At 52.8% G+C, this 19,744-nt stretch carries 18 protein-coding genes and 1 pseudogene; 11 read left to right on the forward strand and 8 right to left on the reverse strand.

The window, feature by feature from the left end:
- Positions 1–184 precede the first annotated feature (184 nt).
- The 7 genes from pta to Q9J32_RS03075 all read left to right on the forward strand — a co-directional run bounded on the left by pta (position 185) and on the right by Q9J32_RS03075 (position 6,505).
- Positions 185–1,687, forward strand: coding sequence for a phosphate acetyltransferase (gene pta, locus Q9J32_RS03045; protein WP_301885072.1), 1,503 nt, complete (start codon positions 185–187; stop codon positions 1,685–1,687).
- A 129-nt stretch (positions 1,688–1,816) separates the two neighbouring features.
- Complete coding sequence (gene hisH, locus Q9J32_RS03050; protein ID WP_301885074.1) at positions 1,817–2,455, forward strand: imidazole glycerol phosphate synthase subunit HisH; 639 nt, start codon at positions 1,817–1,819, stop codon at positions 2,453–2,455.
- Positions 2,456–2,487: 32 nt separating this feature from the next.
- Complete coding sequence (hisA, locus tag Q9J32_RS03055) at positions 2,488–3,225, forward strand: 1-(5-phosphoribosyl)-5-[(5-phosphoribosylamino)methylideneamino]imidazole-4-carboxamide isomerase (RefSeq protein WP_301885076.1); 738 nt, start codon at positions 2,488–2,490, stop codon at positions 3,223–3,225.
- Between the two features lie 12 nt (positions 3,226–3,237).
- The gene (gene hisF / locus Q9J32_RS03060; protein ID WP_301885077.1) at positions 3,238–4,005 is read left to right on the forward strand and encodes an imidazole glycerol phosphate synthase subunit HisF; all 768 of its coding nucleotides are present in this window, start codon (positions 3,238–3,240) and stop codon (positions 4,003–4,005) included.
- A gap of 30 nt (positions 4,006–4,035) precedes the next feature.
- Positions 4,036–4,431: a phosphoribosyl-AMP cyclohydrolase gene (hisI, locus tag Q9J32_RS03065; protein WP_301885079.1), complete on the forward strand. Its 396-nt coding sequence runs from the start codon at positions 4,036–4,038 to the stop codon at positions 4,429–4,431.
- A 106-nt stretch (positions 4,432–4,537) separates the two neighbouring features.
- On the forward strand, positions 4,538–6,133 hold the full coding sequence (locus tag Q9J32_RS03070) for a peptide chain release factor 3 (RefSeq protein WP_301885081.1): 1,596 nt from the start codon (positions 4,538–4,540) through the stop codon (positions 6,131–6,133).
- An 18-nt stretch (positions 6,134–6,151) separates the two neighbouring features.
- Positions 6,152–6,505: a hypothetical protein gene (locus Q9J32_RS03075; protein ID WP_301885083.1), complete on the forward strand. Its 354-nt coding sequence runs from the start codon at positions 6,152–6,154 to the stop codon at positions 6,503–6,505.
- Positions 6,506–6,507: 2 nt separating this feature from the next.
- On the opposite strand, the gene Q9J32_RS03080 is transcribed toward Q9J32_RS03075, so the two are convergent.
- From Q9J32_RS03080 to lolA, 5 genes and pseudogenes are all read right to left on the reverse strand, one after another.
- Positions 6,508–7,038 carry a gamma carbonic anhydrase family protein gene (locus tag Q9J32_RS03080; RefSeq protein WP_301885084.1) on the reverse strand — a complete coding sequence of 177 codons (531 nt, stop codon included), beginning with the start codon at positions 7,036–7,038 and terminating at the stop codon, positions 6,508–6,510.
- Between the two features lie 40 nt (positions 7,039–7,078).
- Positions 7,079–7,864, reverse strand: a pseudogene (gene pglE / locus Q9J32_RS03085) ((galactosaminyl)2-N,N'-diacetylbacillosaminyl-alpha1-diphospho-di-trans,octa-cis-undecaprenol synthase PglE); the annotation flags it as partial.
- Positions 7,845–8,174: a glycosyltransferase family 2 protein gene (locus Q9J32_RS10180; RefSeq protein ID WP_373321648.1), complete on the reverse strand. Its 330-nt coding sequence runs from the start codon at positions 8,172–8,174 to the stop codon at positions 7,845–7,847. The pseudogene pglE and the gene Q9J32_RS10180, both read right to left, overlap by 20 nt.
- A gap of 94 nt (positions 8,175–8,268) precedes the next feature.
- Positions 8,269–9,408: a polyamine ABC transporter substrate-binding protein gene (locus tag Q9J32_RS03090; RefSeq protein ID WP_118791948.1), complete on the reverse strand. Its 1,140-nt coding sequence runs from the start codon at positions 9,406–9,408 to the stop codon at positions 8,269–8,271.
- A 274-nt stretch (positions 9,409–9,682) separates the two neighbouring features.
- Positions 9,683–10,306: an outer membrane lipoprotein periplasmic chaperone LolA gene (gene lolA / locus Q9J32_RS03095; protein ID WP_301885088.1), complete on the reverse strand. Its 624-nt coding sequence runs from the start codon at positions 10,304–10,306 to the stop codon at positions 9,683–9,685.
- Positions 10,307–10,736: 430 nt separating this feature from the next.
- Here lolA and Q9J32_RS03100 point away from each other — a divergent pair, with 430 nt between their 5' ends.
- Complete coding sequence (locus Q9J32_RS03100; RefSeq protein WP_301885090.1) at positions 10,737–11,564, forward strand: ferritin-like domain-containing protein; 828 nt, start codon at positions 10,737–10,739, stop codon at positions 11,562–11,564.
- Between the two features lie 38 nt (positions 11,565–11,602).
- Positions 11,603–12,265 (forward strand): HAD family hydrolase, encoded by a 663-nt coding sequence (locus tag Q9J32_RS03105; RefSeq protein WP_301885091.1) that lies wholly within the window; start codon positions 11,603–11,605, stop codon positions 12,263–12,265.
- 318 nt (positions 12,266–12,583) lie between these two features.
- Here the strand turns inward: Q9J32_RS03105 and Q9J32_RS03110 are convergent, their stop codons facing one another.
- Together Q9J32_RS03110 and ppsR are read right to left on the reverse strand one after the other, a co-directional pair.
- Positions 12,584–12,889: a hypothetical protein gene (locus Q9J32_RS03110; RefSeq protein WP_301885092.1), complete on the reverse strand. Its 306-nt coding sequence runs from the start codon at positions 12,887–12,889 to the stop codon at positions 12,584–12,586.
- 314 nt (positions 12,890–13,203) lie between these two features.
- Positions 13,204–14,025: a posphoenolpyruvate synthetase regulatory kinase/phosphorylase PpsR gene (gene ppsR, locus Q9J32_RS03115; RefSeq protein ID WP_107818550.1), complete on the reverse strand. Its 822-nt coding sequence runs from the start codon at positions 14,023–14,025 to the stop codon at positions 13,204–13,206.
- Between the two features lie 411 nt (positions 14,026–14,436).
- Here ppsR and ppsA point away from each other — a divergent pair, with 411 nt between their 5' ends.
- Together ppsA and rho are read left to right on the forward strand one after the other, a co-directional pair.
- On the forward strand, positions 14,437–16,821 hold the full coding sequence (gene ppsA, locus Q9J32_RS03120) for a phosphoenolpyruvate synthase (protein ID WP_301885093.1): 2,385 nt from the start codon (positions 14,437–14,439) through the stop codon (positions 16,819–16,821).
- A 219-nt stretch (positions 16,822–17,040) separates the two neighbouring features.
- Complete coding sequence (gene rho / locus Q9J32_RS03125; RefSeq protein ID WP_219199710.1) at positions 17,041–18,300, forward strand: transcription termination factor Rho; 1,260 nt, start codon at positions 17,041–17,043, stop codon at positions 18,298–18,300.
- Positions 18,301–18,406: 106 nt separating this feature from the next.
- Here the strand turns inward: rho and Q9J32_RS03130 are convergent, their stop codons facing one another.
- Positions 18,407–19,702, reverse strand: coding sequence for an NAD(P)/FAD-dependent oxidoreductase (locus Q9J32_RS03130; RefSeq protein ID WP_301885112.1), 1,296 nt, complete (start codon positions 19,700–19,702; stop codon positions 18,407–18,409).
- Between the last annotated feature and the right edge of the window lie 42 nt (positions 19,703–19,744).

Below are 19,744 nucleotides of genomic sequence, written 5' to 3' on the forward strand. Positions count from 1 at the left end.
GTTGAAAACATAATTTATTTGTTAATATAGAAACACGCGGCAGCGTAAGACCGACTGCCGCCCAAAAACAGAAAATACCTGTTTCCGCAAACCGGACGGGAAATAGCCTATCCCGACATTTCCCCTCAAATCCCAACACTTCCAACATACATGCCGCACACCGCAGCATACGAAAGGATATATCATGGCAAAAGTACTCATCGTACCCGTATCTGCCGGACTTGACGCATCCGCCGCCGCCCGATCATTTGCAAAAGCCCTGAACGCACAAGTTTTCCAAGCCTTTGACGCACAAGCAGAAGCCCTGTTGGCGCAAGGCAAAAGCGACGACTGGTTTGACGCGACGGTCGGTAAAGTTGCCGCACTCGATGCCGACAACCTCATTATCGAAGGCATCGCACCCGATGCTGACAAAATCTACCTTGCAGGCAAAAACGTCGAACTGGCGCTCTCTTTGGACGCCGCCGCCGTATTTGCCATCCGTTCCGACAACGCCGATGCAGACGAACTGGCGCACCGGCTGAACCTTGCCAAACAGTTCTTTGCCACCGCACCGGGCGTATTGGAAGGTTTTATTGTCGACGGTGCGGCAACCTCCGTTGCCGAAGCGGCTGCCGAAAAAACCGGTTTGACGTTCTTCGGCTCAAGCAGCGCGCTGAAAGACGTATCCGTATTGGCAAACCGACAAACCAAACGCCTTTCGCCCGCCCAATTCCGCTACAACCTGATTGACTTCGCCCGTAAAGCCGACAAACGCATCGTCCTGCCGGAAGGTGCCGAGCCGCGTACCGTCCAAGCCGCCGCCATCTGTCACGAAAAAGGCATTGCACGCTGCGTCCTGCTTGCCAAACGCGAAGAAGTTGAAGCCGTTGCCAAAGAACGCGGCATCAGCCTGCCGGACTCTTTGGAAATCGTCGATCCCGCCTCATTGGTCGAACAATACGTCGAGCCGATGTGCGAACTGCGCAAATCCAAAGGCCTGACACCCGAAGACGCGCGCAAGCAACTGCAAGACACCGTGGTACTCGGTACAATGATGATGGCGCAAAACGATGTAGACGGCCTGGTATCCGGCGCGGTTCATACGACCGCCAACACCATCCGCCCCGCTTTGCAACTGATTAAAACCGCACCGGGTGCAAGCCTCGTATCCAGCGTATTCTTTATGCTGCTGCCCAACCAAGTCCTCGTCTTCGGCGACTGCGCGGTTAATCCGAACCCGACCGCGCAACAGCTTGCCGACATCGCCATCCAGTCTGCCGATTCCGCAAAAGCCTTCGGCATCGACCCGAAAGTGGCCATGATTTCCTACTCTACGGTCAACTCCGGCAGCGGTCCCGATGTCGATACCGTCATCGAAGCAACCAAACTTGCCCAAGAAAAACGCCCCGACCTCGCCATCGACGGCCCGCTGCAATATGATGCGGCAACCGTGCCGGGCGTGGGCAAATCCAAAGCTCCGGGCAGCCCGGTGGCAGGACAGGCAACCGTTTTGGTCTTCCCCGACCTGAACACCGGCAACTGCACCTATAAAGCCGTCCAACGCAGTGCCAACGTCTTGAGCGTCGGTCCGCTGCTGCAAGGCCTGCGCAAACCGGTCAACGACCTGTCTCGCGGCGCGCTGGTGGAAGACATCGTGTTTACCATCGCCCTGACTGCCGTTCAGGCAAAACAAATGGAAGGCTGACAAACGGCTTTCCGGGTTTGAACCCTATGCCGTCTGAAGACAGATTCCCGTTTTCAGACGGCATTTTTATCAGCCCGGCACATTTGTTTGTTAAAATCGCAGCCATATTGCAAAAAAGAGGAGGAAGCCATGCAAACCGCCATTATCGATTACGGTATGGGCAACCTGCATTCCGTATTGAAATCCGTCCGGACGGCGGGGCAGCTTGCCGGAAAAAATACCGAAATCTTTTTAAGCGGCGACCCCGACCGCGTGTCCCGCGCCGACAAAGTCATTTTTCCCGGGCAGGGCGCGATGCCCGACTGTATGGCGGCACTGAAGCGCGGCGGCTTGGACGAGGCAGTCAAAGATGCCTTAAAAAACAAACCGTTTTTCGGAATCTGCGTCGGCGCGCAACTCTTATTCGACCACAGCGAAGAAGGAAACACCGACGGCTTGGGCTGGTTCGGCGGCAAAGTCAGACGCTTTGCCCGCGACCTCCGCGACCGGCAGGGATGCCGTCTGAAAGTCCCGCATATGGGCTGGAACACCGTGCGCCAAACCCAAAACCACCCGCTGTTTAAAGATATTCCCCAAGACACGCGTTTTTACTTCGTCCACAGCTACTATTTCGACCCCGAAAATCCCGAAACCATATTGGGCGAAAGCGACTACCCGTCCCCGTTTGCCTGCATCGTCGGCAAAGACAACGTATTCGCCACGCAATTTCACACCGAAAAAAGCCATGATGCCGGGCTGACGATGTTGAAAAACTTTTTAAACTGGTAAGCCGGACACACCCCCGAACAAGGAGAAAAATTATGCTGCTGATACCCGCCATCGATTTGAAAGAAGGACGCTGCGTCCGCCTGAAACAAGGGTTGATGGAAGAGGCGACCGTCTTTTCCGATTCGCCCTCCGAAACCGCGCTGCACTGGTTCAAACAGGGCGCGCGCCGCCTGCATCTGGTAGATTTGAACGGCGCGTTTGCCGGTGTTCCGCAAAACCTGCCCGCCATCAAAGACATCCTCGCCGCCGTCGCCAAAGACATCCCCGTACAGCTCGGCGGCGGCATACGCGATTTGAAAACCATCGGACAATATTTGGATTTGGGCCTGAACGACGTGATTATCGGCACGGCGGCAGTCAAAAACCCCGACTTCGTGCGCGAGGCGTGCAAAGCCTTCCCCGGCAGGATTATTGTCGGGCTGGATGCCAAAGACGGTATGGCCGCCATCGACGGCTGGGCAACCGTAACCGGGCATCATGTGATTGATTTAGCAAAACGCTTTGAAGACGACGGTGTCAACAGCATCATCTACACCGACATCGGGCGCGACGGTATGATGAGCGGCGTGAACATCGACGCGACGGTCAAACTCGCCCAAACCGTCCGCATTCCCGTCATCGCCTCCGGCGGACTGACCGGCTTGGACGACATCCGCGCCCTGTGTGCCGCCGAAAAACGTGGCGTAGCAGGCGCGATTACCGGCCGCGCGATTTACGAGGGCAGCATCGATTTTGCCCAAGCGCAGCAACTGGCAGATTCCCTCGACTAAAGGCATCCGATTATGGCACTGGCAAAACGCATCATCCCCTGTCTCGACGTAAAAGACGGGCGCGTCGTCAAAGGCGTGAACTTCATCGGTTTGCGCGACGCGGGCGACCCCGTCGAAGCCGCCAAACGCTACAACGGCGAAGGCGCGGACGAATTGACCTTCCTCGACATCACCGCCTCATCCGACAACCGCGACACCATCCTGCACATCATCGAAGAGGTTGCCGAACAAGTCTTCATCCCGCTGACCGTCGGCGGCGGCGTACGCACCGTTGCCGACATCCGCCGCCTGCTCAATGCCGGCGCGGACAAAGTCAGCATCAACACCGCCGCCGTTACCCGTCCCGACCTGATTGACGAAGCCGCCGGATTTTTCGGTTCGCAAGCCATCGTCGCCGCCGTCGATGCCAAAGCCGTCAACCCCGAAAACACACGCTGGGAAATCTTTACCCACGGCGGGCGAAATCCGACCGGTTTGGATGCGGTGGAATGGGCGGTCGAAATGCAAAAACGCGGCGCGGGCGAAATCCTGCTCACCGGTATGGACAGGGACGGGACGAAACAGGGTTTCAACCTGCCGCTGACCCGCGCCGTTGCCGAAGCCGTCGACATCCCCGTCATCGCCTCCGGAGGGGTCGGCAATGTCCGGCATCTGATTGAAGGCATAACCGAAGGCAAAGCCGATGCCGTACTTGCCGCCGGCATTTTCCATTTCGGGGAAATCGCCATCCGCGAAGCCAAACGCGCTATGCGCGAAGCCGGCATCGAAGTGCGCCTCTGACCGCCCCGACTATGCCGTCTGAAAGGAAATATGGATAAAAACCTGCTTGAAGCCGTCAAATTTGACGAAAAAGGTTTGGTTTGTGCCATCGCCCAAGATGCCGAAACCAAACGTGTTTTAATGGTGGCGTGGATGAACGCCGAAGCCCTGCAAAAAACCGTCGAAACCGGCTTTGCCCACTATTACAGCCGTTCTCGCCAAAAACAATGGATGAAGGGCGAAGAGTCGGGACACACGCAAAAAGTCCGCGAACTGCGCCTCGACTGCGACGGCGACGCCATTGTGATGCTCATCGCCCAAAACGGCGGCATCGCCTGCCACACCGGGCGCGAAAGCTGCTTTTACAAAGTCTGGAACGGCAGCGCGTGGGAAACCGCCGATGCCGTCCTGAAAGACGAAAAAGAGATTTACGGCAGCACGCACTGACCGCCTCCAACATTGAATTATCAGGCATTTTTTTGTACAATTTCGCCGTCTCAAACACTGTCCGGGCCGTCTGAAAAGCGGCCTGAACCTTTTTGCAAAGAAAACCATGTCCCAAGAAATCCTCGACCAAGTGCGCCGCCGCCGCACGTTTGCCATCATTTCCCACCCTGACGCAGGTAAAACCACGCTGACCGAAAAGCTGTTGCTGTTTTCGGGCGCGATTCAGAGTGCGGGTACGGTAAAAGGTAAGAAAACCGGCAAATTCGCCACCTCCGACTGGATGGACATCGAAAAGCAGCGCGGCATTTCCGTGGCATCAAGCGTGATGCAGTTCGACTACAAAGACCATACCGTCAACCTTTTGGACACGCCGGGACACCAAGACTTTTCCGAAGACACCTACCGCGTTTTGACCGCCGTGGACAGCGCATTGATGGTCATCGACGCGGCAAAAGGCGTGGAAGCGCAAACCATCAAACTCTTGAACGTCTGCCGCCTGCGCGATACGCCGATTGTTACCTTCATGAACAAATACGACCGAGAAGTGCGCGATTCTTTGGAATTGCTGGACGAAGTGGAAAACATCCTGCAAATCCGCTGCGCGCCCGTTACCTGGCCGATCGGTATGGGCAAAAACTTCAAGGGCGTATACCACATCCTGAACGACGAAATCTATCTCTTTGAAGCGGGCGGCGAACGCCTGCCGCACGAGTTCGACATCATCAAAGGCATCGACAATCCCGAATTGGAACAACGCTTTCCGCTGGAAATCCAGCAGTTGCGCGACGAAATCGAATTAGTGCAGGCGGCTTCCAACGAGTTCAATCTCGACGAATTTCTCGCCGGCGAACTCACGCCCGTGTTCTTCGGCTCGGCGATTAACAACTTCGGTATTCAGGAAATCCTCAATTCATTGATTGACTGGGCGCCCGCACCGAAACCGCGCGACGCGACCATACGCATGGTCGAGCCTGACGAGCCGAAATTTTCTGGATTTATCTTTAAAATCCAAGCCAATATGGATCCGAAACACCGCGACCGCATCGCCTTCTTGCGCGTCTGCTCCGGCAAATTCGAGCGCGGCATGAAGATGAAACACCTGCGCATCAACCGCGAAATCGCCGCGTCCAGCGTGGTAACGTTCATGTCGCACGACCGCGAGCTGGTGGAAGAAGCCTACGCGGGCGACATCATCGGCATCCCGAACCACGGCAACATCCAAATCGGCGACAGCTTCTCCGAAGGCGAACAACTGGCATTTACCGGCATCCCTTTCTTCGCGCCAGAACTATTCCGCAGCGTCTGCATCAAAAACCCACTGAAAATCAAGCAACTGCAAAAAGGTTTGCAACAACTCGGCGAAGAAGGCGCGGTACAGGTGTTCAAACCGATGAGCGGCGCGGATTTGATTTTGGGTGCGGTCGGCGTGTTGCAGTTTGAGGTCGTAACCTCGCGCCTCGCCAACGAATACGGCGTGGAAGCCGTGTTCGACAGCGCATCCATCTGGTCGGCGCGCTGGGTATCGTGCGACAACAAGAAAAAACTGGCGGAATTTGAAAAAGCCAACGCGGGCAACCTCGCCATCGACGCGGGCGGCAACCTCGCCTACCTCGCCCCCAACCGCGTGAATTTGGGGCTGACGCAAGAACGTTGGCCGGACATCGTGTTCCACGAAACGCGCGAACATTCGGTCAAACTTTAAAAAGCAAGCGGCGATAAAATGCCGTCTGAACCCGAAAAAAGGCTTTCAGACGGCATTTTTGCCTGCAACTCAAATGCAGACGGTCAAAATCAAGACGCATCGGAATCATCATCGGGTGCGTCCAAGCGCGTGAATTTGGGGCTGACGCAAGAACGCCGGCGGACATCGTGTTCCACGAAACGCGCGAACATTCGGTCAAACTGTAAAAAGCAATCGGCGATAAAATGCCGTCTGAACCCGAAAAAAGGTCTTCAGACGGCATTTTTTGCCTGCAACTCAAACGCAGACGGTCAAAATCAAGGCGCATCGGATGCCGTTATCTGGTGCGTCCAAGCGCGTGAATTTGGGGCTGACGCAAGAACGTCGGTGTGATTTCACATCCCGTACTGTTTCGACAGCTTCACATAATGCGCGGCGGAATATTTCAAAAAGGCTTTTTCCTCATCGGTCAGCACGCGCACTTGTCTGACCGGCGAACCGACATAAAGGTAGCCGCCCGCCAAGCGTTTGCGCGGCGGAACGAGGCTGCCCGCGCCAATCATCACTTCGTCTTCAATCACGGCATCGTCCAGAACCGTCGTCCCCATCCCGACCAAAACTCGGTTGCCGATTCGGCAGCCGTGCAGCATCACTTTGTGCCCCACGGTAACGTCTTCGCCGATAACCAGCGGCGACCCTTCGGGTTTGGCGGCGGTTTTGTGGGAAACGTGCAGGACGCTGCCGTCCTGTATATTGCTGCGCGCGCCGACGGTAATGCTGTTCACATCGCCGCGCAACACGGCGCACGGCCACACGGAAACATCTTCGGCAAGCGACACTTCGCCGATGACGACGCAGGCTTCGTCTATCATGCAGCTTTCGTGAATTTGGGGCGCGTGTTCCAAAAATTTGCGGATTGCGGTCATTTTTCCTCCTTTGGCAAGGTATATATTGTTAAGGAATTTATTAAATATTCCCTCTGATTGCTTTTAAAATCCGGCCTGTAATATCTACACCGAATAATGTGATTATCGGGAATATCAGCTTATATATCAACTTATTGGACCTTAACAGCATAAACCTTAAATGATACGCCCTTCTTTTTATATCAGAATCACACGCTATATTTTTACTCGTCATTATAAAAAGCAAAACGAGATATTCGTAGGAAAGAAAAGAATAAAGATAACTTGATATATCCCTATTAAATTCCATTTCCGCATTTTTCTCCAAAATATATAATAATGACTTTATACTTTTTTCCGAAACAGTTCCCGTAATAGAATCTTTTCTTCCCTGCCGATAATAGTAATAACAACCGTCCAAATAAGAAAAAGTTGTTGCCGCATTAAATAACCTCATTGACCATTCGATATCTTCAGAATAAATTCCCTTTTCAAAAAACAGTTTTTCTCTAATAATCAATTCTCTTTTTATAATCTTATTCCATGCCGAACCCGGAAATTTTCTAAATCGGCATAATCCTTTCAAAACTTCGACTTTGGGTTGATTGAGTATTTTTTCAGGCTGATAATCTTCGCCAAAATGTGAAACACTTCCCTTATCATATTTAACTGCATTTAAAAAAACCACATCCGGCATATCACTATCATCTTTACCAAGAAAATCCAGCAAAATCTGATAGTTAATAAAATCATCCGAATCAATAAATGCTATATATTTTCCGTTTGAATTTTTTATTCCGGTATTTCTCGCCTCCGACAATCCTTGGTTATCCTGATATATATATTTGATATTTGATATTTGATATTTGGTGTCCGGTGTTTGTTGTTTGTTGTTTGTTGTTTGTTGTTTGTTGTTTGTTGTTTGTTGTTTGTTGTTTGTTGTTTGTTGTTTGTTGTTTGTTGTTTGTTGTTTGTTGTTTGTTGTTTGTTGTTTTATCTATATATTTATAACATATATCTTCACTTCCGTCTTTTGATCCGTCATTCACAAGGATAAGTTCAACATTTTCATTACTTAATATGGGTTCTATAGAATTTAAACACGCTTCCAAATAACTTTCGACATTATAAATGGGAACTACGATACTTAAATCCATATCCATATTATTATCCTAAATAATTCTAATCCTGACTTAATGCGGACACGCCGTTTCCTGCCGCCCGAAAGGTTTCAGACGGCAGGGATTCCGGTTATTTGCCCGCTTTGAGCCCTTGCCACAGCTTCACGCCCAGTTTGGCGGATTCTGCGGATTTGGGCGATACGATGAAACTTTTTTCCATCAGTTCTTTGGTCGGGAAAATCGATGGATCGTTTGTGTATTTGGCTTCCATCAAATCACGCGCGGGACGGCTGGCGGGCGCGTAGGTAACGAAGCTGCCGTTTTTCGCAGCCACCTCGGGCCGGAGCGTGTAGTCGATATAGCGGTGGGCGTTGGCAACGTTTTGCGCGTCGCGCGGAATCATAAAGGAATCCACCCACACGCCCACGCCGGTTTTCGGGGTCAATACTTTGATTTCCACGCCGTTTGCGGCTTCTTCGGCACGGGTTTTGGCAATGTTCAAATCGCCGCCGTAACCGATGGCGGCACACAGGTTGCCCGCCGCCATATCGTCGATATAGCCGGAAGAGCTGAAGCGTTTCACGTCGCCCCGGACGGCTTTCATCATATCGACGGCGGCTTTGATGTCTTCGGGATTTTCACTGTTGGGGTCTTTGCCCAAATAGTGCAACGCCAAGGGAATCTGTTCGATTGCGCTGTCGAAATAGCTGATGCCGCAGGATTTGAGTTTGGCGGTGTATTCGGGTTTGAACACCAAATCCCATTCGTTTTCGGGCAGCTTGTCCGTACCCAATGCCTTTTTCACCTGCCGCGTATTGATTGCCAAGGTGTTGATGCCCCAGAAATAGGGGACGGCGTATTCGTTGCCCGGATCGACGGCTTCCATCATTTTCAGCAAATCTTTATCGATGTTGCCGTAATGGGGGATTTGCGCCTTGTCGATTTTCTGATACGCGCCCGCTTTGATTTGCCGGCCGACGTTGGCGATGGACGGCGCGGTCAGGTCATAGCCGGATTTGCCGGTCAGGACTTTTGCCTCCAGTGTTTCGTTGCTGTCGTAATAATCGGAACGCGTCTTGATGCCGGTTTCTTTTTCAAAGGCGGCAACGGTTTCGGGATCGACATAATCCGACCAGTTGTAGATGTTGAGTTTGCCCGATTGTTCGGCTTCGGGCTTGGCGGAGGGGGCTTGGGCGGCGGTATCGCTTCCGCCGCCGCACGCAGTCAAGGCGAGGCTCAGGATTGCCGCCGCCACCAGTGTTTTTTTCATGGTTTTCGACCTTTCGTTCAAAAATAAAAAACATTGCAGGGACGGTCGGGCCGCCTGCATCGGGAGCTGTGGGGGCGGCCGGTCGGCTTTCTTGGCCCTTGGTGCAGCAAGGTTTGCATTAAACGGCAAAAACAGCCGGGGCGCAACCATTAATTTTCACGGGTTTGCCGTTCCGGCGCACGATCGGGCGGTAATGGGGGACATTGTTCCGCCCGCGTGAAAATGCCGTCTGAAGCCTCGGCGGCTTTCAGACGGCATTTTTCAAAACGGCAAATCAGTTGCTCAACACGTCCACGCCTTTGGGCGGGGTAAACTTGAACGCGCCGCGCGAAAGGCCGGGTCTGGTGTTCAGGCTGCCGAAGCTGACGGAGGTTTGGTTGCCGAAGCTGTCTTTCAACTGCATGGCGGCGAGGTTGCCGCCTTTGAAGCCGATGCGGATGTATTGGTAGCCGGCGTTGTTGCGTTTGGGCGTTGCCAGCACATAATCGATGCCGCCGGACGAACCGTCCTCTTTCAGCGTGTAGCTGCTTTCAAGGGCGGTTTTATCGGAAAGGATGGCGGCGGGGCTGCCGCCTATGATCTGGTCTTGGGACGACTTAGTAACTTGTGCCAAATCGACATCATAAAGCCAGACGGTTTGACCGTCGCCGACAATAGTCTGTTTGTAGGGCGAAGTGTATTCCCATTTGAAGAAACCCGGGCGCAGGATTTTGAACGTGCCGTGCGCGGTTTGGGTTTTCTTTTTGCTTTGGACGGTTTGGGTGAAGCTGCCGCTGATACCGTCGGCATCGTTGTTGAATTGCTTGAGCGCGTCCACCGCGCCCGCCTGTGCGGAAGCGACGGCGACGGTCAGGGAGCAAACGGCGAGGAATTGGAACAGGTTGTGCGGTTTCATCATTATTTTTCCTTGTTAGAATGGGTGTGGCGTAAAGTATCGGCGCGGCAAAACAATCATACGGGCGGCGGGACGGACGGTTTGCATTTTGCAAACCGCGTTTTCCGAGGGCTGATTTTTTTGACCGCTCGGAAAAGGCAGGCGCGCCACGCCGCCCTTTAATTGTGTGCCGCGTTATAGTGGATTAACAAAAATCAGGACAAGGCGACGAAGCCGCAGACAGTACAAATAGTACGGAACCGATTCACTTGGTGCTTCAGCACCTTAGAGAATCGTTCTCTTTGAGCTAAGGCGAGGCAACGCTGTACTGGTTTTTGTTAATCCACTATATTTGACGGCTTGGGCCCGGAATGCCGAATCGCGGAGATTATATGCCTCATCTTGTTTTTTTTAAACGCTATAATATTTGTTTTCCGAACACGGCGGACTTGAGATGAAACCCGATATTTATGCTTTGCTGGAACGCACCCTGCTTTCGGGCGACCCAGATGAAAAAGGACGGCTGACGGATGAGGCGTTTGCCGCCGTTCAGAACATGGACGGGGCCGAGGCAAACGCTGCGCCGCTGGACTTCCTCCACGCAGGACGGCCGTCTAAGCCTGTTTTGGTCGCGCCGTCGCAACTGACCCCGCGCAAAATGAACACGGCAGAAGGCTATGCGGCAATGCTGCACGCGATTGCGCATATCGAGTTCAATGCCGTCAATCTGGCTTTGGACGCGGCATACCGTTTCCGCACGCTGCCGTTTCAGTTTGTCCGCGACTGGGTGAAAGTGGCGAAGGAAGAGGTGTACCATTTCCGTCTGATGCGCGACAGATTGCGCGCTTTCGGCTTCGATTACGGCGATTTCGAGGCGCACAACCATTTGTGGGACATGGCGTACAAAACCGCTTACGACCCGCTGTTGCGCATGGCTTTGGTGCCGCGTGTGTTGGAAGCGCGCGGGCTGGACGTTACGCCGGGGATACGCGCGAAGGTGGAGCAGCGCGGCGATTCGGAAACCTGCGGCGTGTTGGACATCATTTACCGCGACGAAGTGGGTCATGTCGCCATCGGCAACCATTGGTATCAACACCTCTGCCGCGAACGCGGTTTGGAACCTGTCGCCCTGTTCCGCAGTCTGATTGCCCGTTACGATATGTTTATCTTCCGCGGCTATGTGAACATCGAAGCGAGGGAAAAAGCGGGCTTCAGCCGCTTTGAATTGGATATGTTGGAAGATTTCGAGCAGGGTTTGAAACAAAATAAACATGCCGTCTGAAACCCTTCAATTCCGCACTTTATAAAAAAGGAAAACACATGATACAAGCCGTACTCTTCGACCTCGACGGCACGCTTGCCGACACCGCCCCCGACCTCGGCGGCGCACTCAACACCGTATTGCGCCGCCACAACCTGCCCGAGAAAAACATCGCGGAAATCCGCCCGTATGCCGGACACGGCGCGGCAGGGCTGCTCAAGCTCGGCGCAGGCATCACGCCCGAACACCCCGACTATACCGCATGGCGCACCGAATACCTCGACGAATACGACAGCCGCTACGCCCAAGACACTGAACTCTTTGACGGCGTGAACGAACTCATTGCCGAACTCAACCAACGCGGCATCAAATGGGGCATCGTGACCAACAAACCCATGCGCTTCACCGACAAACTCGTTCCCAAACTCGGCTTCATCATCCCACCCGCCGTCGTCGTCAGCGGCGATACCTGCGGCGAACCCAAACCCGGCATCAAACCCATGCTGTATGCGTGCGGACAAATCCACGCCAACCCGCGACACACGCTCTACGTCGGCGATGCGGAACGCGATATGCAGGCGGGACGCAACGCCGGTATGAAAACCGTCCTCGCCGAATGGGGCTACATCTCAGATGAAGACGATACCGACTCATGGCAACCCGACTACCGCATCCCCACACCGATCGGGCTACTCGGGACGCTAAACAAAATCCGTCCTTGAAAAATGCCGTCTGAAACCCTTCAGACGGCATTTCCCGCATTCTGGCACCGACCGGCGCCTTCGTTAATCAACCGAAAGAATCGGCCGGAAGTTATCGGCTTTTATTGTGCCCGCTTTCAATCTTCCTTTTCTCTTGGCTCGCCTGCTGCCGTCAATTCGTGCGCCTGCCCATTTTTTTCTCTGTTGTAAGAACCTAGTTTCAGACTGCCTAAAAGTGAGCTATAATAGTCGCCCATTGTACTCAATGGTAAAAAGTTTACAAGTTACTCAAAATAAAATTAAAGCCCTTGCTAACCTGTCCTGCAAGGGCTTCTTTCTTTATCGTCTGTTTCTCTCTTCGTTCATGTTCTGAATGCGGATATGCTCCACTAACTCGCGGTGCTTATCGGCTTCTGTCTGCTCTCCCCAATCAAAGCCGCCTTTATTTCCTGTTGTGCCTGTGCCTATGTTCGCCCAAAAGTCGGGAAGGAATGGTAAAAACAGCCTGAAAAAACTGTAAACAATGCCAACGACATAGGCTATTAACGAAATGGGCAACACAATAAAAACATATACACTAATGCCCGCAATGACAACAGCCACAATCCAAGCGAAGCAAAAGAAAATAGTATGTAACCAGTCCATAAGACTAACTCCAATCTAAAAACGCTCTGTAAGCCGTCTATTTTCGTTTTATAGCGCGTTCATTATATGGCTGCTTAAATTTTTAGCAGCCCTGAAATCCGACGGGCTGTACGGTATGGGCAGGACATCGGATGTCGGCAGGTAAACCAGCTTGATATGCCGCCCGCCCCGACTGTGGAAACACCCATCGGGATTGGACTTGAGCAGGCGGGTTACCAGCCTTTGGACATCTTTGTTTGACGAATATTTAATGGCGGAACTCCCGTGTAAGGTGTCAATAAACGGAATTTTGCCCGGATTTCAGGCAGGAAACATCAAAACCTGCGCTTCAACTTGCACGCCTGAAGGATGTGTACCGCCAGTTCCTCAACCGACTTATCCGTCGTATTCGCAAACGGAATCCCATGCCGTCTGAACATACTCTGCGCATCCGCCACCTCGCTGCGGCAGGTATCGATGCGCGCATAAGCCGAATTCGGACGGCGTTCCTGACGGATGGCCTGCAAACGTTCCGGCTGGATGGTCAACCCGAACAGCTTGTCTTTATACGGCTTGACCATACGCGGCAGATCGGCCGATTCCAAATCGTCGGGAATCAGCGGATAGTTTGCCGCACGGATACCGTATTGCAGGGCGAGGTAAAGGCAGGTCGGCGTTTTGCCCGAACGCGATACACCCATCAAGATTACATCAGCCTCCTGAAGGTTCTTATCGCTGACCCCGTCATCGTGGTTCAAAGAAAAATTGACCGCCTCCATACGCGCATCGTAACGCTTCGTATTGCCGATACTGTGATGCCCTTGTTCGGCGGCAACCGCCTCGGTGTTGAGTTCCTTTTCCAAAAGCCCGAGGAAGGTTTCAAAAAAATTGATGTGGAAAGCGTCTGCCTGTTTGATGATTTCACGGATTTCGTCATTGACCACGCTGACAAACGCAATCGGACGCTGACCGTTTTCCTGCCGGCTCCGATTGACCTTCTCCACCACCGCGCGCGCCTTTTCCGGCGTATCGACAAACGGGTGCGTATGGCGTTTGAACGACAGATTGCCAAACTGGTTCAGCAAAGCCTCGCCGATATTCTCGGCAGTCAGACCGGTACGGTCGGAAATGTAAAACACATGGCGCGGACTGCTCATCTTCCATCCTTAAAACACAGGTTTAAAACCCCATCATAACAGCAGCGGCAGACACAAGGAAAGCACCCGCAGTACGCCTACCTCGGATTACACCCAAACAGACACAATATTATTTTGAAATAAAATTATTTAGATAAAGTATTTTTTGGAATAAAATTTTAAAAAATAAACAAAAAAATCCAACAGAAAAAACATTAACTTATTCAAACCATCTGTTTTACAAAGAAAATACCCAAAAAAGGAAACATACCGGCTGCAAGTTTCAAACCGCTACACACGCCGAAACCGCAATTTTTCAGACGGCATCATGATTTTAAAACGGATAAAACACATGACAGCAGAGGAACGAATCGCTTAAAATAAGCAAGCGGATTTGTTTCTTTTTTAACATATTTTGGATTGGACACACAAATGGCCGACAACTACGTAATCTGGTTTGAAAACCTGCGTATGACAGATGTTGAACGCGTGGGCGGTAAAAACGCCTCGCTGGGCGAAATGATCAGTCAGCTGACCGAAAAAGGCGTGCGCGTCCCCGGCGGCTTTGCCACCACGGCCGATGCCTACCGCGCATTCCTCGCACACAACGGTCTGAGCGAACGCATTTCCGCCGCACTGGCAAAATTGGATGTCGAAGACGTTGCCGAACTGGCACGCGTCGGCAAAGAAATCCGCCAATGGATTTTGGACACGCCCTTCCCCGAACAGCTCGATGCCGAAATCGAAGCGGCATGGAACAAAATGGTTGCCGATGCCGGCGGTGCGGACATTTCCGTTGCCGTACGCTCTTCCGCAACCGCCGAAGACCTGCCGGACGCATCATTCGCCGGACAACAGGAAACTTTCCTGAATATCAATGGCTTGGAAAATGTTAAAGAAGCCATGCGCCACGTATTCGCCTCCCTGTACAACGACCGCGCCATCTCCTACCGCGTCCATAAAGGCTTCGAACATGACATCGTCGCCCTTTCCGCCGGCGTTCAACGCATGGTGCGTTCCGACAGTGGCGCATCAGGTGTGATGTTCACCCTCGACACCGAATCCGGCTACGATCAAGTCGTCTTTGTTACCTCCTCTTACGGTCTGGGCGAAAACGTCGTACAAGGCGCGGTCAACCCGGACGAATTTTATGTGTTCAAACCTACGCTCAAAGCGGGCAAGCCCGCCATCCTGCGCAAGACCATGGGTTCGAAACACATCAAAATGATTTTTACCGACAAAGCCGAAGCCGGCAAATCGGTAACCAACGTCGATGTCCCCGAAGAAGACCGCAACCGCTTCTCCATTACCGACGAAGAAATCACCGAGTTGGCACACTACGCGCTGACCATCGAAAAACACTACGGCCGCCCGATGGACATTGAGTGGGGTCGCGACGGCTTGGACGGCAAACTCTACATCCTGCAAGCCCGCCCCGAAACTGTAAAATCCCAGGAAGAAGGCAGCCGCAACCTGCGCCGCTTCGCCATCAACGGCGAAAAAACCGTCTTGTGCGAAGGCCGCGCCATCGGTCAGAAAGTCGGTCAGGGCAAGGTGCGCCTGATTAAAGATGCTTCCGAGATGGATTCCGTCGAAGCCGGCGACGTACTCGTTACCGACATGACCGACCCGGATTGGGAACCGGTGATGAAACGTGCTTCCGCCATCGTTACCAACCGCGGCGGCCGTACCTGCCACGCCGCCATCATCGCGCGCGAACTGGGCATTCCTGCCGTTGTCGGCTGCGGCAATGCAACCGAATTGCTGAAAAACGGTCAAGAAGTTACCGTATCCTGTGCCGAAGGCGATACCGGCTTCATCTACTCCGGCCTGCTGGACGTACAGATTACCGATGTCGCCTTGGATAATATGCCCAAAGCACCCGTCAAAGTGATGATGAACGTCGGCAATCCCGAACTCGCATTCAGCTTTGCCAATCTGCCCAGCGAAGGCATCGGCTTGGCGCGTATGGAATTTATCATCAACCGCCAAATCGGTATCCACCCCAAAGCCTTGTTGGAATTTGACAAACAAGACGACGAATTGAAAGCGGAAATTACCCGCCGCATCGCCGGCTATGCGTCCCCTGTCGACTTCTACGTCGATAAAATCGCAGAAGGCGTGGCAACATTGGCCGCATCGGTTTACCCGCGTAAAACCATCGTCCGTATGTCCGACTTCAAATCCAACGAGTACGCCAACTTGGTCGGCGGCAGCATTTACGAACCGCACGAAGAAAACCCGATGCTGGGCTTCCGCGGCGCAGCGCGTTATGTAGCCGACAATTTCAAAGACTGCTTCGCCCTCGAATGCAAAGCCTTGAAACGCGTCCGCGACGAAATGGGGCTGACCAACGTTGAAATCATGATTCCGTTCGTCCGCACCTTGGGCGAGGCCGAAGCCGTTGTCAAAGCCCTGAAAGAAAACGGTTTGGAACGCGGCAAAAACGGCCTGCGCCTGATCATGATGTGCGAGCTGCCGAGCAACGCGGTATTGGCGGAACAATTCCTGCAATACTTCGACGGCTTCTCCATCGGCTCGAACGACATGACCCAACTGACCCTCGGTCTCGACCGCGACAGCGGCTTGGTGTCCGAATCGTTTGACGAACGCAACCCTGCCGTCAAAGTGATGCTGCATCTTGCCATCTCCGCCTGCCGCAAACAAAACAAATATGTCGGCATCTGCGGTCAAGGTCCGTCCGACCATCCGGACTTTGCCAAATGGCTGGTTGAGGAAGGCATCGAAAGCGTTTCCCTGAACCCGGATACCGTCATCGAAACTTGGCTGTATTTGGCGAATGAATTGAACAAATAATCAATGCCCATACCCCCGAGCCTGAAAAGCGCGGGGGTATTTTTTTCCAAGCAGCTCCGTTCAGACGGCATTTCCTGCCGATGCCCCGTCCGCGATAATATTTGACACCCACGCGCCGACTGCCTACAATTCCCCCTTCTCCGAGCAACCGGCAACGGTCAGCTTCTTCTTTCAGACGGCATCTGCCTGTCTTTTTCCTCTTCAAAATACATCATTATTATGCACGTCTCCGAATTACAAACCCTGCACATTTCCAAACTCTTAGAATTGGCGGAAGAACACGGCATCGAAAACGCCAACCGATTCCGCAAACAAGACCTCGTATTTGCCATCGTCCGCCAGATGATGAAAAAAGGCGAGGGTTTCACCTGCTCCGGCACGCTTGAAATCCTGCCCGACGGTTTCGGCTTCCTCCGCAGCGCGGACACCTCCTATCTTGCGGGTCCTGATGACATATATGTCTCACCCACCCAAATCCGCCGCTTCAACCTGCATACGGGCGACACCATCGAAGGCAGCGTGCGCGTCCCCAAAGACAACGAACGCTATTTTGCCCTGGTCAGACTGGATTCCATCAACGGCGACCACCCGGAAGTATGCCGCCATAAAATCCTGTTTGAAAACCTGACTCCTCTGTTTCCGACCAAACAGTTAAAACTGGAACGCGACTTAAAGTCCGAAGAAAACCTGACCGGACGTGCCATCGACCTGATTTCCCCCATCGGCAAAGGTCAACGCGCCCTCTTGGTTGCCCCGCCCAAAAGCGGTAAAACCGTGATGCTGCAAAACATTGCCCACGCCGTTACCGCAAACTATCCTGAAGTCGAGCTCATCGTCCTCTTGATTGACGAACGTCCCGAAGAAGTTACCGAAATGAGCCGCTCCGTCCGTGGCGAAGTAGTCTCCTCCACCTTTGACGAGCCGGCTCAACGCCACGTCCAAGTTGCCGAAATGGTGCTTGAAAAAGCCAAGCGTATGGTGGAACACAAAAAAGATGTGGTCATCCTGCTGGATTCGATTACCCGCCTTGCCCGTGCCTACAACACCGTCGTGCCTACCTCAGGCAAAATCCTGACCGGCGGTGTCGATGCCAACGCACTGCATCGTCCCAAACGTTTCTTCGGTGCGGCGCGCAACGTGGAAGAAGGCGGTTCGTTGACCATCATCGCCACCGCATTGGTTGAAACCGGCAGCCGTATGGACGATGTGATTTACGAAGAATTCAAAGGCACCGGCAATATGGAATTGCATCTTGACCGCCGCATGGCGGAAAAACGCCTCTTCCCCGCCATCAACATCAACAAATCCGGCACGCGCCGCGAAGAACTGCTTGTTCCGAACGACCAGCTGCAACGTATGTGGCTGCTGCGCAAGTTCCTGCATCCGATGGATGAAATCGAGGCAGCCGAATTTTTAATCGGAAAAATCAAAGCCTCTAAAAACAATGATGATTTCTTTGAATTGATGCGCGGAAAATAAACACATCATCGACATTAGGCGAAATGCCGTCTGAAACCTGAAAATCGGGTTTCAGACGGCATTTTTCACATTGACCGCCAACGGATAAACATACTGCCTACGATACTTAACGGCTGTCTTTCCACTGATAATATTTCGAGCCGAGGAAGGAACCGAGCTTTCTCAAAAACGGTTGGAGGATGATATTCGGCTGGCACAACTGCTCAAACGGCTTCAGACGGCATTCGTCCCCTAAAATTGCTTCTGCGACCGCCAAACCTGCAATACCCGTTATTGCCATACCATGGCCGGAATAACCTTGTGCATAAAAAACATTTTCGGCCAAACGTCCGAAATGCGGGACAAGGTTGGCGGTAATATCGCACTCCCCGCCCCACGAATACTCGATTCCGACATCGGCAAGCTGCGGAAAAACTTTAAGCATATCTTGGCGGACAAGCTCGGTCATACGCGCGGGATCGTCGATAAATTCATGGTCTTTACCGCCGAAAAGCAATCTGCCATCCGCACTAAGGCGGTAATAGTCCAAAATATGGCGGTTGTCGCACACAGCCATATTGTTGCGGATAAGCCCTTTTGCGCGCGCCCCCAAGGGTTCGGTGGCAATAATAAAGGTGCTGACGGCAATCGCCTTGCGTTCCAAAGGCTTGAATATCGGATTCAAACCGGCATAAGTATTGACGGCATAGACCACATTTTTGCATTCGACACTGCCTTCGGGCGTGTAAACCAGCCAACCGTTTTGATGCGGTTCGATGCGTATCATGGGAGAATGCTCAAAAATCTGCGTACCGGCTTCGGCAACGGCACCGGCAACACCCAACGTGTAATTGAGCGGATGAAGGTGTCCGGACAAGGGATCGAACTGTGCGCCTTGGTACATATCGCTGTCGAGTTGCTGCTTCAGTTCAGTATTATCCCAAAGTTGATAATGAGTTGCACCGTAATATTTTTGGGCGTGTTCATGCCACTGCTGCAACTCTTCCCAATGCTGCGGACGGACGGCAACCGTGGCATAACCGCGCTGCCAATCGCAATCGATGGCATGTTTGCGGACGCGTTCGTCCACCAGTTCGACCGCCTGCAAAGACTGTTGCCAAAACCATTGCGCCTGCTCCAAACCGACCTGTTTTTCAATTTCCTCCATACCGCAGGCGTAATCGCTGATAACCTGCCCGCCACTCCGTCCCGATGCGCCGAAACCGATACGCGCGGCTTCCAAAACGACGGCTTCATGTCCGTGTTCCGCCAGCGGCAATGCTGTACACAAACCGCTCAAACCGCCGCCGATAATGCAGGTTTCGGTTTTCAGACGGCATTGAAGTTTCGGATAAACAGTATAAGGATTAACCGAACTAAAATAATAAGAAGGCAAATATTCTTGAAAATCAGGACGAATCATTATGTTTACTTTATCAGGTGTATTTTCAGACGGCATGATATG

The organism is Neisseria uirgultaei, assembly GCF_962719845.1.
Lineage (GTDB): Bacteria > Pseudomonadota > Gammaproteobacteria > Burkholderiales > Neisseriaceae > Neisseria > Neisseria bergeri.